This is a genomic window from Deinococcus murrayi DSM 11303 (genome assembly GCF_000482805.1).
Classification (GTDB): domain Bacteria; phylum Deinococcota; class Deinococci; order Deinococcales; family Deinococcaceae; genus Deinococcus; species Deinococcus murrayi.
On the sequence record NZ_KI519503.1, the window covers coordinates 67,241 to 82,408 of the forward strand.

Genomic DNA, 15,168 nt, shown 5'->3' on the forward strand with positions numbered 1-15,168 from the left:
GCACTCTACGCCCCTTGCGCCCGCCCCTCACCCCCCAGGTAGCTTGCCCCCAGCGCCTCGTCACGGGCGAGTTCGTGCGCGGGGCCGCTCAGCCGTACCCGGCCAGTTTCCAGCACGTAGCCTTCGTCGCTGATGGCGAGGGAAGCGCGGGCATTTTGCTCGACGAGCAGGACGGTGACGCCCTCTTCCCGCAGCCCCTGCACGATGCGCAGGATGTCGCGCACAATCAGGGGAGCGAGGCCCAAGGACGGCTCATCGAGCAGCAGCAACCGGGGCCGCGCCATCAGCGCTCGGCCAATCGCCAGCATCTGTTGCTCGCCGCCCGACAGGGTCCCCGCAAGCTGGCGGCGGCGCTCGGCGAGGCGCGGAAAGCGGGCGTACACGCCGTCAAGGTCGCTGCGCCAGCCCCCCCGCCGCCGGGTGTAGGCCCCCAGTTGCAGGTTGTCCGCCACCGTCATGGACGCGAAGAGTTCCCGGCGCTCCGGCACCAGCGTGATGCCCCGCGCCACCCGCGCTTCGGGCGGGACCCCCCGCAGCGGCTCGCCCGCGTAAAACACCTCCCCCGCCGCCGGAGTCAGAATCCCCATGACCGAGTTCAGCAGGGTGGTCTTCCCCGCCCCGTTCGCTCCAATCACGCTCACGATGTGCTCGGCGGGCACCTCCAGGCTGACGCCGCCCAGAGCCTCCACCCGGCCATAGCGGGTGTGCAGGCCGCGCACCTCCAGCAGTGGTGTTCCAGCGAGCTGGGCCGTCACGCGACCTCCTCCCCGCTGACGTCCGCGCCCAGGTACGCCTCACGCACGGCGGGATGCGCCCGGATTTCGCTGGGGGTGCCCTCGGCGAGCTTCTCCCCGTAGTTCATGACGACGAGGCGGTCGACCAGGCCCATCACCAGGTCCATGTCGTGTTCGACGAGCAAAACCGTCACTCCTTCGTCCCGCAGCCGCCGCAGGAGGGCCGCCAGCTCTCCCTTCTCGCCGTAGCGCAGCCCGGCGGCGGGTTCGTCGAGCAGCAGCAGGGCGGGGTCGGCGACCAGGGCGCGGGCCACCTCCAGCACCCTCTGCTGTCCCAGCGGCAGGTTTCCGGCAAGGATGTGGGCCTGCTCCTCCAGCCCCACCCGCTCCAGTTGCCGCAGCGCCTCGTGTTGCAGGGCGGCTTCTTCCCTCCGCTCCAGGTGCAGCAGGCTCGCGAGCAGCCCCGCTCGGCCCCGTGCGTAGCCGCCCATCATCGCGTTTTCCAGCAAGGAGAGTTCGGGGAGCAGATGGACGTGCTGAAAGGTGCGACTCAATCCCAGCCGATGAATCTGCCCCGCCGTGAGCCGGGTAATATCGCGGCCCATGAAAGTCACCCGCCCGGAGGTCGCGGGATTCACCCCGGTCACGAGGTTGAACAGGGTGCTCTTGCCCGCGCCGTTCGGGCCAATCAGGCCCAGGATTTCCCCGGCCCGCAGCTCAAAGGACACGTCATTCACGGCCCGCAGCCCGCCAAACTGCTTGACGGCGTGCTCAACGGTGAGCAGGGGCGTGCCCGGCACGGGCTTTTGGCGCGCGGGGAGCCGATTTCGTTCGGGCAGCAAGCGCAGGGGCGCTTGGGGAAGGACACGCTCCAGCAGGGGCCATAGCCCCCGCCGGGCGAACTGTAGGGTCAGGATGACGAGCACCCCGAACACGATGACCTCAAAGTTGCCCTGCGCCCCAAGCAGCTCTGGCAGCACGCCCCGCAACCATTCGCGCAGCCCGGTAATCAACCCCGACCCCAGCAGCGCCCCCCACACGTAGCCGGAGCCGCCCACGACCGCCATGAAGAGGTATTCAATCCCTGCCTGAAGGCTGAAGGGGGTGGGGTTGACGAAGCGCTGGCTGTGGGCGTAGAGCCACCCGGCCAGCCCCGCCATCAGGGCCGCGAGCACGAACACCTGGACCCGCAGCCGGAAGGCATTCACCCCGAACGCTTCGGCGACCAGCGGCCCGCTCCGCAGCGCCCGCATTGCCCGCCCGGTGCGGCTGGAGAGCAGAAACTGCGCTCCCAGGGCGGTCAGCCCCAGCGCCAGCAGCGCGAGGTAGGCAAAGGCGCGGGGCGAGGTCAGGTTCATGCCGAACGCGGCGAGCGGAGGGATATTCGTCAGCCCGGTAAAGCCCCCCAGCGCGGGCGTGTTGCCGAAGACGTAATAGAGGCTCATGCCCCAAGCGATGGTGGCAAGCGGGAGGTAATGCCCCTGCATCCGCAGGGTGAGCAGCCCCAACAGCCAGGCGACCAGGCCCGTGAGAGCCAGCCCGGCGGGGAGGGCCAGCCAGGGGTTCCATCCCGCCTGGGTCGTCAGCAGGGCGGTCGTGTAGGCCGACACCCCCATAAAGGCCGCCTGCCCGAAGGAGGTCAGCCCCACGATGCCCGTGAGGAGGACTAGCCCCACGGCGACGACGGCAAAAATCAGGATATTGACGAGCAGCGTGACCTGAAAGAGCGGCAGCACCAGCGGCAGCGCGAGCGCGACCGCCGCCGCGACGACCGACAGCACGAGTCGCCCGTTCATTCCTCGTCCTCCGGAACGTGCCGGGTGGTGAGGCTGCGCCACAGCAGCACGGGCAGAATGAGCGTGAACACGATGACCTCCTTCCAGGCCGAGAGGCTGAACGAGGCGAAGCTCTCGATGAGGCCGACAAGGAGCGCCCCCGCCGCCGCGAGCGGGTAGCTCACCAGCCCGCCGATAATCGCCCCGATAAATCCCTTGAGGCCGATGAGGAAGCCGGAGTCGTAGTTCAGAGCCACGCTGGGGCCAATCATCATGCCGCCAACCGCGCCGATAAGGGCCGCGAGGGTAAAGGTCAGCAGGCCCGCTGAGGCCGGGCTGATGCCCACCAGCCGCGCACCGAGGCGGTTGACGGCGGTGGCCCGCAGCGCCTTGCCCGCCATCGTGCGCCCAAAGAAGAAGAACAGCCCCAGCATCAGCCCCGCCGAGAGCAGGATGACGAGCAGGCTTTGGTTGCTGAGGGTGACCTGCCCCAGCGTCTGCGTGCCGGGGGCAAAGGGCGGCGTGCGCGACCCCTCCGGTCCGAAAAAGACCAGCGCGAGGCCGGTCAGCGCGAGGTGCAGCGCCACCGACGCGATGAGCAGGACGAGGACCGTCGCGTCCCGCAGCGGCTGGTACACCGTGCGGTAGAGCAGCGGCCCCAGCGGGGTGACGAGCGCCAGCGTCAGCAGCGCCTGCGCCCACAGCGGCCAGCCCAGCGGCGCGGCCCAGGTCGTGAGTGCCCACACCACTCCCCCCACCCCGGCGGCCCCCGCCAAGGTCAGCAGGCCGCGGCCCGCCTGTCCCCGGCGGACCTGCGTGGCGGCTTCCAGCACCGCCGCAAGCGCGAGCAGCCCCAGCAGCAGCCACAGGGTCCCCGGCACCCGTCCCAGTTGCAGCGCGGCCAGCGTCAGCGTTCCGAACACCACCAACTCGCCCTGCGGGATAAAGACCACCCGCGTCACCGCGAACACCAGCACCAGCGCGAGCGCGAGCAGGGCGTAAACAGCCCCATTGGTCAGGCCGTCCGCTGCCAAGACGGGAAAGATGGCAGGGTCAAAGATATCCATGACGTGACTCCATAGGGCGCTCCTGAGAGAACGGGGGAGAACAGCGGGAAAACCCCTCCCGGCAAGGTCCGGCAGATTGTGGATACCTTCACGATACGGGCTGTCCCCCGCCTCGGCAACAGTCCTGTCCATCGCTCATGTCCTTTGTCGCCCTACGAGCTGTGTCAATGTGATATCACTTTGATAGGTGCCGACTCTTTCCCGGTGCTGGGAGGTTCGCATGAGCAAACTGGAGCAAGCGCCCCCTACCGTCGGTCCTGCGGGAGGGGTCTCCCCCATTCCCGGCGTGGCGAGCGCTGAGCGCCCGGCTTTTGGGCTGCCGGGGATGCCCGCCGTGCTGCTGTGGCTGGGGCTTTTGGGGTTGACTGTCTGGCTGTGGCTGGGGCCGGGGTGGGTCCTCCCAGCGGCCCTGCTGGGCACGTTGCTGCTCGTCGCGCTGGGGGGCTTTTTCATCGTTCAGCCCAATCAAGCCAGCGTGATTACCCTCTTCGGGCGGTACGTCGGCAGCGAGCGCCGCAACGGGTTTTTCTGGACCAACCCGCTGACGGTGCGCCGCAGGGTCTCCTTGCGTATCCGCAACTTCAACTCCGAGCGCCTCAAGGTCAACGACCAGATGGGCAACCCCATCGAAATCGCCGCCGTGATTGTGTGGCGGGTAGTGGACACGGCGCGGGCGGTCTTTGACGTCGAGGACTACTCCGAGTTCGTCGCCATCCAGTCCGAAACCGCTCTGCGGCACCTCGCTGCCGGGTACCCCTATGACGACTACGATGGCCGCACCCTCTCGCTGCGCGGCAACCCCGACGAGGTTGCTGAGGCCCTGGGCCGCGAACTCGCCGCCCGGCTGCGGCACGCGGGCGTCGAGGTCCTCGAAGCGCGGCTCTCGCACCTCGCCTACTCGCCCGAAATCGCGGGCGCGATGCTCCAGCGTCAGCAGGCGAGCGCCATCATCGCCGCGCGGCAGCAGATTGTGCAGGGGGCGGTCGGGATGGTCGAGCTGGCCCTGCGCCAGCTCGAAGGCCAGAGCATCGTTCAGCTCGACGAGGAGCGCAAGGCGCAGATGGTCAGCAACCTGCTCGTCGTGCTGACCAGCGAGCGCGGTACTCAGCCGGTCGTCAACGCAGGCAGCCTGTACTAGCGGGAGGGCCAGAGATGCCCGCCCGCCCGAAGAAGAACTTTCCGCTGCGCATCAGCCCCGACCTCTACGCCGCTCTGGAGCGCTGGGCCGCCGATGACCTGCGCTCGGTGAACGCCCAAATCGAGTACCTGCTCACCCAAAGCGTGCGCCGGGCGGGCCGACTTAAGCCGCCGAACTCCCAGGAGGCCCCGGCCCCCACCGAGGAATGACCGCTGCCCCAGCACGAGGGGGCGGCGGTCTCCAGTGGCCCTCCCCGGCCTTCTGCCTCTCCCCCTTCCCCGCCCCGATGCGGCATACTGCCGGGGTTTGTCTGTGAAGTCGGCGTCCCTAGGCAGAACAGATCTCCAGCAGGCAGACCCCCTCCTCTACGGGCGCGGAGAGCCAGCCCCCAGACGCGGCGGTTGCAGCGCTTGCCCTTTCCTTGTTTCCGGCGCTTCTCTCCAGCGCCGCGCCCCGCCGGTGGCTCTCCCGTGCCCTTCCGGCGTGTTCTGCTGACAGGACTGCTATGACCCCTTCTTCCACCTCACCCCGCCCTATCCCCTTGGCCGACTGGCAGCAGTGGCTGGGGGGCCGCACCCCCACGCCCGTGCAGGCCGGAGCGATTCCCGCCCTGCTCGCGGGCCACGACGTGATAACCACCGCCCGCACCGGCAGCGGCAAGACGCTCGCTTTCCTGATTCCGGCGGCGGCCCGTGGCATCGGGATGACCCCGGCGCGGGGGATGCGCCCCGAAGTGTTGGTGGTCACGCCCACCCGCGAACTTGCCGTGCAGATTCGCGATGTGGCCCGCGACCTCGGCATGCCCGCCGGACGCATTACCGGGGGCATCACGCCCAATCAAACTCGCACCGAGGCGAGCGGCAAGGGCGTGATTGCCGGGACACCGGGCCGCCTCAAGGACCTCATCACGCGCGGCGAACTGTCCCTCGCCGGGCTGCGCTACGTGGTTCTCGACGAGGCCGACGAGCTACTCTCGCTGGGCTTTCTGCGGGACGTGGGGGACATTCTGCGCTTGGCGCGGCAGGCGGCGGGGGAGAGTCTCCAGGTGGCGATGGCCTCCGCGACCTTTCCCGCCGCCATCCGCGAGGTCGCCGAGCGGTTTATGCGCTCGCCCCAGCGCATCGACATCGCTCCGGCTCGCCCCGCCGCCGCGCCCGCTGCCGGGGATGTTCTCGGTGGGGCGACGGGCGCGACCCACCAGCTGCGGCACACCACCCGCGAGGCGGTGCTGGACCTCGCTGCCGAGCATGCGCGGGAGGCGCTGCGGCTTCCCGGCGGCTGCGTGGTGATTTTTTGCCGGACCAAGGCCCTCGTCAAGCGGCGGGCCGAGCGGTTGGGGGAGTTGCTGCCCGGCGAGACGGTCACGGCCCTCCAGGGCAACATGGACCAGAAAAAGCGCGAGCGCACGATGGACCTGCTGCGTTCCGGCGCGTCGCGGGTGCTGGTGGCCACCGACATTGCCGGGCGCGGCATCGACCTCCCAGAGGTGCGGCTCGTCATCCACATGGACGTGGCCGCCACCGCCGAAGACCACGTGCACCGTTCGGGCCGCACCGCCCGCGCGGGTCGCCCCGGCGTGAACCTCGTTCTCCTGATTCCTGAGCAGCGCGAGCTGTGGCGCACGGTGCGCCGGAGCTTGCCCGCGGCCCTCCAGCCCCCCCTCACCCCGGAAGAAGGCCAGATTGACCGGGCCATCCAGGAAAAGCAGGGCCAGGGCCGCGGCGGCGGGCGCGGGGGAGGTCAGGGCCGCGGCCCCAGCAGGAGTAGCCCCCCGCGTGACGCCGCCGCGCCCAACCGCCCCCACGCCGAGCAGGGGCAGAAGCGGGCCGCCAAACCGCAGGGGTCCCAGCGGACCGACGCGGGCACGGGAGCCGGGCGCGTCGGGCCGCAGCCCGCACGCCGCCGCCGCTGACCGCAGGGTCTCAAGACGAAGGGAGGGGAGAGCCGTGGATGGCTTTCCCCTCCCTTTGGAGTTGCTCGTCACGTGACGAGCAGCCGCGCTCAGCCCCGAAAGCGGGCCAGAAGTTCCGTGCTGGCGCGGCTGAGCAGCAGCACGTCCACGCCCACCGCGACGAAGGTGTACCCCCAGTCCAGGTAGCGCCGCGCCGCGCCCTCGTCGGTCGCCAGAATGCCCGCCGCCTTGCCCGCCCCGCGAATGCGGGAGGCCGCCTCCCGGATGGCCTGCTGCACGTCCGGATGGGCGGGTTGCCCCAGGTGGCCCAGGCTCGCGGCGAGGTCGGCGGGGCCGATGAACACGCCGTCCACGCCCTCGACCGCGGCGATGTCGTCCAGCACTTCCAACCCGGTCGCGGACTCCACCTGCACGAGCAGGCAGACGCCCTCATTCGCCCGCTGCAAGTAGCCCGCGTCCCGCCCGAAGCCGCTCGCCCGCACCAGGGCGCTCGCCACACCCCGAACGCCCTGCGGGGGGTAACGGGTCGCCGCGACCAGCTCGCGGGCCTGCGCCGCCGATTCCACCATCGGAATCAGGAGGTTGCGGGCACCGATATCGAGGGCCTGTTTGACCAGCACCGGGTCCCCCACGGGCAAGCGCACAACTGGAGCGGAGGGGGAGGCGGCGAGCGCCTGAAGCTGCGCGAGGATGCTCCTCAGGTCATTGGGCGCGTGCTCGCCGTCCACGACCAGCCAGTCAAAGCCCGCCCCCGCGCAGACCTCGGCGCTGTAGGGGTCGGCGAGGGCGAGCCAGAAGCCGTAGAGCGTGTCGCCACGGGCGAGGGCCGTTTTGAACAGGTTCTCAGCGGGCACGCGCGGTCCCCACGAAGCGGCACGAGAAGCTGCCCAGCGGCCCGTAATCGAAGGTGAAGACGTCCCCGGACGCAATGTCCACCGGGCGGGTGAAGGACCCGGCGAGGACGAGTTCGCCCGCCTTCAGCCCCTCCCCGTGCGGCGCGAGGCGGTTCGCCAGCCACGCGATGCCCGTCGCCGGGTGCCCCAGCACGCCCGCGGCCACCCCGGTTTCCTCGACCACGCCGTTGCGGAGGCACAGGGCCGCCGCCCAGCGCAGGTCGAGGTCGTCGGGGCGCATCGCCCGCCCACCCACGACCACCCCGGCGTTGGCGGCATTGTCGCTGATGGTGTCCGTCACCCGGCGGGGCCTGCCCGTTTCCCGGCTGACCCGCTGAATGCGGGCGTCAATGATTTCGGCGGCAGGGGTCACGTACTCGGTCGCCCGCAGCACGTCGAACACGGTCACGCCGGGGCCGTGCAGGTCGGCTTTCAGCAGGAAGGCGAGTTCGACCTCCACCTTCGGGGCCACGAAGCGCGAGAGGGGGATGTCCCCGTTCGGCTCGAAGAACATGTCATCGAGCAGCGCCCCGTAGTCCGGCTCGGTAATCTGCGAGGCCATCTGCATCGCCCGCGAGGTCAGCCCAATCTTGTGCCCCAGGATGCGCCGCCCCCCCGCGACCTTCTGCGCGACCCAGGCCCGCTGCACGGCGTAGGCGTCGGCAATCGTCATGGCGGGGAAACGCTCGGAGAAGGGGAGAAGCTGCACCCCGGTTGCCTCCGCCCCCTCCAGCTCAGCCGCCAGGCCGGAGAGCGCCTCCTGGGGAATCACCCTGGCCGCTGGCGGCTGGCCGCTGGCCGCTTCGACCTCAGATGACATGAATGGGCATCCCCCTCAGCTCGCTCTCGGTCAGCCCCTGCCAGCCGCCGCCAAAGGCTTCCATGCGCGAACCTTCCTCGAACCAGCTCCGGGGCGTCTTGGCGCCCCACAGCGTCTGCCGCCGGGGGTCGTCGCGCTGCCAGCGAATCGGCTCGAAGTCGGGGTCCACGGTGATGTAGTCCGAGGTGTACAGCTCGATGCGGTGGCCGTCGGGGTCGCGGACGTACAGGAAAAAGGCGTTGGAGACACCGTGCCGCCCCGGTCCGCGTTCGATGCGTTCGGGCTGCCTCGCTCCAGCCAGGATGTCGCAAGCCCGGATGATGCTCATGGCGTCGGGCATCCAGTAGGCCCAGTGGTGCAGCCGCGGCCCGGCCCCGTTCGTGAGGGCGAGGTCGTGCACCCCGCCCCGGCGCTGAATCCAGGCGGCCCAGATGCGCCCTTCCTCGTCCTCCGTGAGTTCGGAGGTGCGGAAGCCCAGCCGGGAGCCGTACCAGTCCATCATCGCGGCCACGTCGGGCGTCATCACGTTGACATGGTCCACCCGTTGCAGGCCCGGCCCCCGGTGCAGGTGGTAGTCCTGGAGCAGCCAGGGATGCGTGCGGCTTTCGCGGTAAAAGGCCACTGGAACGCCAAAGGGGTCCTGCATCCGCAGCAGCCGGGGGCGGTCGAGTTCCTCCTCCCAGCGGTAGGGGAGACCCTCGCGCTCGGCCAGGGCGACCAGCCCGTCGAGGTCAGCGTCCGTCCTGACCCGGTAGCCCAGGTGCCGCACGCCCGCTTCGGGGGCCTGCTCCAGCTTCAGCGTCCACTCGCGGTCCTCGACGCCCCGCAGGTAGAGCGCTCTCCCTTCCTCGTGGAGCACGTTCAGGCCCAGCAGGTTGACGTAAAAGTCCCGCGAGGCCTCCAGGTCGGTGACGGTGAAGACCGCTTGCGCGATGCGAACCACATCGGAGACAGGTCCTTGCTGGCCGCTGACCGCTGGCTGCTGGCGGCTCCCCTCAGTCATCGGCAGCCACCCCCTCCGGCTTCGCACTCCGGTTCAGAAAAGCCCGAATGCGCTCCACGTAAGGCCCCTTGTCGTATACCTCGTACAGGGCCGAGTGCATCCGCACCGGGTCCCCGAAGAAGAACTTCTCGTAGAGGCTCTGGCGACCGCCGAAAGAACTCATGGACATGTCCCAGGCGAGGCGGAAGAGCTTCAGGCGGTCCTCGGCGCTGGCGTTTCCGGCTTGCAGGTACTTCTGAATCTGCGGCCCCAGCGGTCCCTCGCGGTCGGCCTTGCTCGGCATCATGATGATGCCCGACGCGCCGAGGAGTTGCAGCAGTTCGGGCAATCGGGCGTACACCGCCGGGTAGTAGTTGCGGGCGGCGTCGAGGGGGCCGCGGGCGGGCGTCATCACGCCGTACTCGTTCACGGTGGCCCCCGCGACGGCGGCGACCTCCAGCGCTTTCATGATTTCGAGCATGATGATGATTTCCGCGACCTTGCTCTGGACGTGCTGGAACCCCCCGGAGCCGATGGCGTTCACAATGCTCTGGGCGGTGCCCAAGAAGGCTTCCGTCTTGGCGACCTTCAGGTTCACGACCTGATAGGCCATATGCAGCACGGCGTCGGTGGCGGCATAGGCTCCGTTCGCAAGGTTCACGTCGTACAGCAGGAACACCCGCTCCCAGGGCACGAGCACATCGTCAAAGATGACAAAGGCGTCTTGCTCGTCAAAGCGGCTGCTGAGGGGATGGTCTTCGGGGTCACGGCCCACGTCGAAGGGTTCGCGGCACTGGAAGCTCAGGCCGGGCGCGTTCGTGGGAATCGCGAAGCCCATCGCGTAGCGGCTCTTGTCGGCGTTTTCCTTGAGGACCGTAGAGGGGAACACCAGCAGTTCGTCCGCGATGGGCAGGGTCGCCATCATGCGCGCGCCGCGCAGCACCACGCCGTCGTCGCGCTCCTCGACGATGCCGAGCGCGATATAGGGGTCGGGCAGTTCGGAGGCGAGCTTGGCGCGGTTGACCTGCGGGTTGGTCAGCGCGTGCGTCAGGCACAGGTCGTGGTCGCGCACATACTCGTAGTAACGGCGCATGTTTCCGGCAAAGTCGGGCTGGTGGTCACCTTCGACCTCGCAGCGGGCAAAGTACTCCGCGCCCATCCCGGCGGCCATCACGTTCGCGTTCATGTAGTCGGGGGCGCGGCCCAGAAAGCCCAGCGAGGAGTTGGCGCGGATGCGGTGCGCCTCGCCAATCCGGGCGAGGTCCTCTTTGGTGCGCGGCACCATCAGGCTCATGGGGTAGCGCTCGCCCCCCTCCTCGTAGGTGAGCTTGTCGCGCAGCGCCGGGTCATGCTGAAGGTCGTACAGTCCCGCGAGCGAGTGAGCCATGTTGCGCGTGGCGGGGTGGGTGGTGGGGTCCTCGACCCGTTGCCCGTCAATGTAGAGGGTGGGCGGGTTTTTCCGCAGGCGGTCGAGAAACTGCTGTCCGGTGATGGCGGCCATGGTGGGTGCCTCCTTACGCCTCGTCGGCGTCGTGATACTTGAAGACCTTGAGGACGTAGCCGTCGGGATCGGTCACGAAAAAGCCGTAAGGGCCGGTCGCGTGGCGGTACTGTTCACGGACGTCACGCTGGATGCGGATGTGTTTGGAAAGCCGGGCGAACAGGGCGTCCACCTCGTTAAAAGAGTCCAGCTCCAGGCCCAGGTACGTCAGGGCGCTCACGTCCGGGGCCTGCTCGCTGTGGTCGAAGATCAGCCGCGTGCCGCCCCCAAAGCTGGCGAAGAGGCGCTGGCCCCCGCGGTGGAGCGAAGTCTCCGCGCCCAGCAGGTCGTAAAAAGCCCGCGTTCGGTTGAGGTCACTTGCCTTGAATGCGACATGCTCCAGCACGGCCACGTCAGCCCTCCTTCCCCGCCAGCCCCCGGTACTCCGGGTCCACAAAAATCCCGCCCTGCCGCTGCTCGGTGATGTGCGCAGGGTCGCCGCGCAGGTGCTCAACGTCGGTGGCGTAAGCTTCTGCATCGTCCTGAGGCACGTACCCCAGCACATCCCAGCCCTCTTCGGTCATCCAGCGCCGGGTGTTCCCGCTGATGCCCGCGACGATGAGGAAGCCCACGCTCGGCGCGGTGACGGCCTTCTCAAAGAGCTGCACCGCGTCACGGGGGCTGAGCCAGGTCGAGAGGTGCCGGGCGTCCTTCGGCTTCGGCTGAAAGGAGCAGATGCGGACGCCCACGAACTCGACGCCGTACCGCTCGAAATACATCCGCCCCAGCGCCTCGCCAAAGACCTTGCTGACGCCGTAGTAGGTGTCCGGGCGTACGGGGACGTCCGGCCCGATGGTCTCGGAGCGCGGGTAAAAGCCGACCGTGTGGATGGAGGAGGCAAAGGCGACCCGCCGCACGCCCGCCTGCCGCGCCGCTTCGAGGACGTGGTACGTGCCGTCCATGTTCACGTCGCGAATGCGCTCGTAGGTGTGCTCGTCCGCGATGCCGCCGAGGTGGATGACGGCGTCCACGCCTTCCATCGCGGCGCGGACCTCGTCGAAGTTCGTCAGGTCGGCGGGCACGATTTCCTCGCCGTCCCGCACCTCACCCAGGTCGCGGGTATCGCTCAGCCGCAGAACCGGAAAGCGCCCGCGCAGGCCCTCGCGCAGGGCCGAGCCGACCTGTCCGGCGGCTCCGGTGAGGAGGACGCGGTGGGTCACTCTCCTGCCCCCTCCTGCGGCACCTTTGGCGGCTGTCCTACCCCCAGCCGCGCCGTCTGGTGCGTCCCCAGCGAAATCGCGATGTTCTTCGTTTCCATGTAGAACTCGAAGGAATAGTCGCCGCCGTCGCGCCCGATGCCGCTGTTTTTCATCCCGCCGAAGGGGGTCGGGAGGTGGCGCACGTTTTCCGAGTTCACCCAAATCATGCCCGCTTCCAGGCCGTGCGCGAAGCGGTGCGCCCGCGTGAGGTCGTTTGTCCACAGATACCCAGCCAGGCCGTACTTCACGTCGTTGGCGAGGTGCAGGGCTTCGGCCTCGTCGCGGAAGGGGATGGCGGTCAGGACCGGGCCGAAAATCTCCTCCTGGGCAATCCGCATGTCGTTCCTGGCCCTGGTGAAGAGGGTGGGGGAGACGTAGTTCCCCTCTCCGCCCACGCGCTCGCCGCCCGCCGCGACGGTCGCCCCTTCCTCGCGGGCCTTATTGAAGTAGGACATCACCTTCTCGAAGTGCCGGGGGTGCACGAGCGGCCCGACCTCGGTGGCGGGGTCGAGGGGGTCGCCCACGCGGATGTTCCGCGCCCGCTCGGCGATGCGGGCGGTGAACTCGTCGTAGATGCCTTCCTGAATGAGCACGCGGCTGGAGGAGGTGCAGCGTTCCCCGTTCAGGCTGTAAATCATGAACACCACGGCGTCGAGGGCCTTGTCGAGGTCCGCGTCGTCGAAGACCACGACCGGGTTCTTGCCGCCCAGCTCGAAATGCACGCGCTTCAAGGTGTCGGCCCCCTGCCGCATGATGTGGCTCCCGGTGACCGTCTCGCCCACAAAGGCAATCGCTTGAATCAGCGGGTGCTCGGTGAGCGCCTTGCCCGCACTCTCGCCGTAGCCGTGGACGAGGTTGTGAACCCCTTTCGGCAGCCCTGCCTCGTCCATGATTTCGGCGAGCAACGTGGCCGTGACCGGACTCCACTCAGCGGGTTTATGGACGACCGTGCAGCCCGCCGCGAGCGCCGGGGCGATTTTCCAGGTCGAGAGCATGAACGGCGTATTCCACGGGGTAATCACGCCGACCGGGCCGATGGGCTGGCGCAGGGTGTAGTTCAGGAAGCCGGGAGCCGGGAGGCTCTGGCCGTCCCCGGCGGCGGGGGCGCGGTCGGCATAGAAGCGGAAGTTTTCGGCCCCACGCACCGCCGCCGACTTCATGAAGCGGATGGCCTGCCCGGTGTCGAGGCTCTCCAGCACCGCGATGTCCTGCGCCCGCGCTTCGATGAGGTCGGCAATCTTGTGCAGGATGTTGCGGCGCTCGGCTCCACCCACCTCGCGCCAGGTTTGAAAGGCGTCATACGCGGCGCGGGCGGCCCGGTCAATATCGGTGGCGTCCCCGCTCGCCACCGTCGTCAGGGGCGAGTTGTCGGTGGGCGTGTGGGTCTGGAAGGTCTCGCCGCCCTGCGAGTCCACCCATTCGCCGCCGATGAAGTGCTTCAGGCCGTCTTTCAGGCGGCTTTCGCGCAGGCGGGCCGCCAGCTCATGGTTGGGGCTGAGGGTCTGGGTCATGGGTTCTCCTTGACTGCTTGGCTGTACGAGTACGCGAGAAACGTTTCGGTTCGCAGGGTGCGTCCGCCCCGCTGCACGAGGACGAAGGCCGCGTAGGGGTGGTATTTGACGAGGTAGGTATAGCTTCCGCTGCGGAAGGTGTATTCCGGCCCCAGGTCGTCGTCACTCACCTTCCCGCCCGTCACAGACACGCCCGGCGTCCCGTCAAAGTTGCGGGTGGCATACGTCGCTGTCCTGCCGTTGTCCCACACGATGACGGTCCGCTTCGCCGTTGCGCCCATAAAGGCGGCCTGCGGCTGATAGCGGCAGCGGAAGGAGCCTTCCGGCGTGCGGAACTCGTTGACGCGGGTCAGGCGGTAGGCGGGGTCGAGGACGTTCTCGACGTTGCTGGTGCGGATATAGAAGTCCGCTTGCGGCCCGGAGAGGCCGGGAAAGGAGAGGCGGGTAAAGACGCTTCCAGCAGCCCCCTCGCTCGGTCCCAGCCGGGCGGGCGTGGCGAGCATCCCGGCGGGCGGGCGCTTCAGCCAGCGGTAGAGGGTGACGGGCTGGGCGGAGTTCCCAGGGGCGCGAGCAGGCAGGGTGACGGCGAGCACCCGGTCGGGCGCGTCGCACCACGCGAAGGCGGGGCGCACGCCGCCCACCGCTCCAGTCGGGTTGACGAACGAGCGCATCTCGAAGCGCAGGGGCGTGGCGAGGCCAGCCCCGGCCAGGGCCAGGGCGGTCAGCACCGCGCCCGCCCGCTTCACCGTCCGTCCCACTCGCCTTCCTTCGCCTCCTTCCCCTTGATGGGTTCGGCCCCCTCGTCCTCCTCCTGGATGTCGTTTTCCAGCACGCCCAGGCCCTCCACCTCCAGCCGCATCACGTCGCCGGGATGCACGTGGCTGATGCCCTTGGGCGTCCCGGTCAGAATCACATCGTCCTTTTTCAGGGTCATGAAGCGGGAAATATGCTCGATGAGTTCGGGAATCGAGAAAATCATGTCGCGGGTGGACCCCTGCTGCCGCAGCTCGCCGTTCACATGCGCCGTGAGGGCGAGGTCGTGCGGGTCTTTCACCTCGTCGGCGGTCACGTAGTACGGCCCCAGTGGGCCGAAGGTGTCCCAGCCCTTGCCGCGCAGGGGCGGGCGGAAGGTGTTCGTGACGTAGTCGCGGACCACCAGGTCGTTGCCAACCGTGTAGCCGCCGACATAGTCCATCGCGTCCTTCGCCTTCACCCGGCGGGCGTCGCGCCCGATAATCACGCCGAGTTCGACCTCGTAGTGCATGAACTCGGCCCCGCGCGGGTAGATGACCGTGCCCCGGTGCGGCAGCAGGGTGGTGTTCGGCTTCCAGAACAGGGCCGGTTCGCTGGGCTGCGTGAGGCCCAGTTCGCCCGCGTGGTCGTGGTAGTTCAGCGCGAGGGCGATGACCTTGGGGGGGTCCACCGGCAGGCGAAACTGCACCGAGTCGGGGTGGTGGGCGACGCCAGCGGGGTCAATCAAGTGGCCGTCTTGCAGGTGGCCGTTGAGCAGGCGGCCCCCGGCGATAAAGCGGGCGTATTTCAAAGCAGGTCTCCGTTCTTGCTGGTCTTTGCTGAGTGGTGCGGGGTGATAGGTTCC

Annotated in this window: 15 protein-coding genes; 3 read left to right on the forward strand and 12 right to left on the reverse strand. The window is 68.7% G+C overall.

Annotated features, from left to right (window positions below):
- Positions 1–5: 5 nt before the first annotated feature.
- From H565_RS0111860 to H565_RS0111870, 3 genes are read right to left on the reverse strand one after another with little or no spacing between them, the layout of a single operon-like run.
- Positions 6–755 carry an ABC transporter ATP-binding protein gene (locus tag H565_RS0111860; RefSeq protein WP_027461222.1) on the reverse strand — a complete coding sequence of 250 codons (750 nt, stop codon included), beginning with the start codon at positions 753–755 and terminating at the stop codon, positions 6–8.
- Positions 752–2,530: a branched-chain amino acid ABC transporter ATP-binding protein/permease gene (locus tag H565_RS0111865; protein WP_034409432.1), complete on the reverse strand. Its 1,779-nt coding sequence runs from the start codon at positions 2,528–2,530 to the stop codon at positions 752–754. Before H565_RS0111865 ends, H565_RS0111860 begins: the two co-directional genes overlap by 4 nt.
- Positions 2,527–3,576 carry a branched-chain amino acid ABC transporter permease gene (locus H565_RS0111870; RefSeq protein ID WP_027461224.1) on the reverse strand — a complete coding sequence of 350 codons (1,050 nt, stop codon included), beginning with the start codon at positions 3,574–3,576 and terminating at the stop codon, positions 2,527–2,529. The genes H565_RS0111865 and H565_RS0111870 overlap by 4 nt, the downstream gene beginning before the upstream one ends.
- A gap of 220 nt (positions 3,577–3,796) precedes the next feature.
- On the opposite strand from H565_RS0111870, the gene H565_RS0111875 reads away from it, so the two are divergent.
- From H565_RS0111875 to H565_RS0111885, 3 genes are all read left to right on the forward strand, one after another.
- Positions 3,797–4,714, forward strand: a complete 918-nt coding sequence (locus H565_RS0111875) for an SPFH domain-containing protein (protein ID WP_027461225.1) — start codon at positions 3,797–3,799, stop codon at positions 4,712–4,714.
- A gap of 14 nt (positions 4,715–4,728) precedes the next feature.
- Positions 4,729–4,923, forward strand: coding sequence for a type II toxin-antitoxin system antitoxin (locus H565_RS0111880; protein ID WP_027461226.1), 195 nt, complete (start codon positions 4,729–4,731; stop codon positions 4,921–4,923).
- Between the two features lie 296 nt (positions 4,924–5,219).
- Positions 5,220–6,626, forward strand: a complete 1,407-nt coding sequence (locus tag H565_RS0111885; RefSeq protein WP_084542977.1) for a DEAD/DEAH box helicase — start codon at positions 5,220–5,222, stop codon at positions 6,624–6,626.
- Positions 6,627–6,715: 89 nt separating this feature from the next.
- Here the strand turns inward: H565_RS0111885 and hpaI are convergent, their stop codons facing one another.
- From hpaI to H565_RS0111930, 9 genes are read right to left on the reverse strand one after another with little or no spacing between them, the layout of a single operon-like run.
- Positions 6,716–7,480 carry a 4-hydroxy-2-oxoheptanedioate aldolase gene (hpaI, locus tag H565_RS0111890; protein ID WP_027461228.1) on the reverse strand — a complete coding sequence of 255 codons (765 nt, stop codon included), beginning with the start codon at positions 7,478–7,480 and terminating at the stop codon, positions 6,716–6,718.
- Positions 7,470–8,339 carry a 2-oxo-hept-4-ene-1,7-dioate hydratase gene (gene hpaH, locus H565_RS0111895; RefSeq protein WP_200870670.1) on the reverse strand — a complete coding sequence of 290 codons (870 nt, stop codon included), beginning with the start codon at positions 8,337–8,339 and terminating at the stop codon, positions 7,470–7,472. The genes hpaI and hpaH overlap by 11 nt, the downstream gene beginning before the upstream one ends.
- Positions 8,329–9,342 carry a 3,4-dihydroxyphenylacetate 2,3-dioxygenase gene (gene hpaD / locus H565_RS0111900; RefSeq protein ID WP_051363591.1) on the reverse strand — a complete coding sequence of 338 codons (1,014 nt, stop codon included), beginning with the start codon at positions 9,340–9,342 and terminating at the stop codon, positions 8,329–8,331. The genes hpaH and hpaD overlap by 11 nt, the downstream gene beginning before the upstream one ends.
- The gene (hpaB, locus tag H565_RS0111905) at positions 9,335–10,822 is read right to left on the reverse strand and encodes a 4-hydroxyphenylacetate 3-monooxygenase, oxygenase component (protein ID WP_027461231.1); all 1,488 of its coding nucleotides are present in this window, start codon (positions 10,820–10,822) and stop codon (positions 9,335–9,337) included. Before hpaB ends, hpaD begins: the two co-directional genes overlap by 8 nt.
- 13 nt (positions 10,823–10,835) lie before the next feature.
- A complete protein-coding gene (locus tag H565_RS0111910) occupies positions 10,836–11,213 on the reverse strand; it encodes a VOC family protein (RefSeq protein WP_027461232.1) in 378 nt (125 codons plus the stop codon).
- Position 11,214: 1 nt separating this feature from the next.
- Entirely contained in the window at positions 11,215–12,021 is an 807-nt protein-coding gene (locus H565_RS0111915; RefSeq protein WP_027461233.1) for an NAD-dependent epimerase/dehydratase family protein, read from the reverse strand.
- Positions 12,018–13,571: a 5-carboxymethyl-2-hydroxymuconate semialdehyde dehydrogenase gene (gene hpaE, locus H565_RS0111920; protein ID WP_027461234.1), complete on the reverse strand. Its 1,554-nt coding sequence runs from the start codon at positions 13,569–13,571 to the stop codon at positions 12,018–12,020. The genes H565_RS0111915 and hpaE overlap by 4 nt, the downstream gene beginning before the upstream one ends.
- Complete coding sequence (locus H565_RS0111925) at positions 13,568–14,329, reverse strand: hypothetical protein (RefSeq protein WP_034409435.1); 762 nt, start codon at positions 14,327–14,329, stop codon at positions 13,568–13,570. The genes hpaE and H565_RS0111925 overlap by 4 nt, the downstream gene beginning before the upstream one ends.
- A complete protein-coding gene (locus tag H565_RS0111930; RefSeq protein WP_027461236.1) occupies positions 14,314–15,114 on the reverse strand; it encodes a fumarylacetoacetate hydrolase family protein in 801 nt (266 codons plus the stop codon). Before H565_RS0111930 ends, H565_RS0111925 begins: the two co-directional genes overlap by 16 nt.
- Positions 15,115–15,168: the final 54 nt, after the last annotated feature.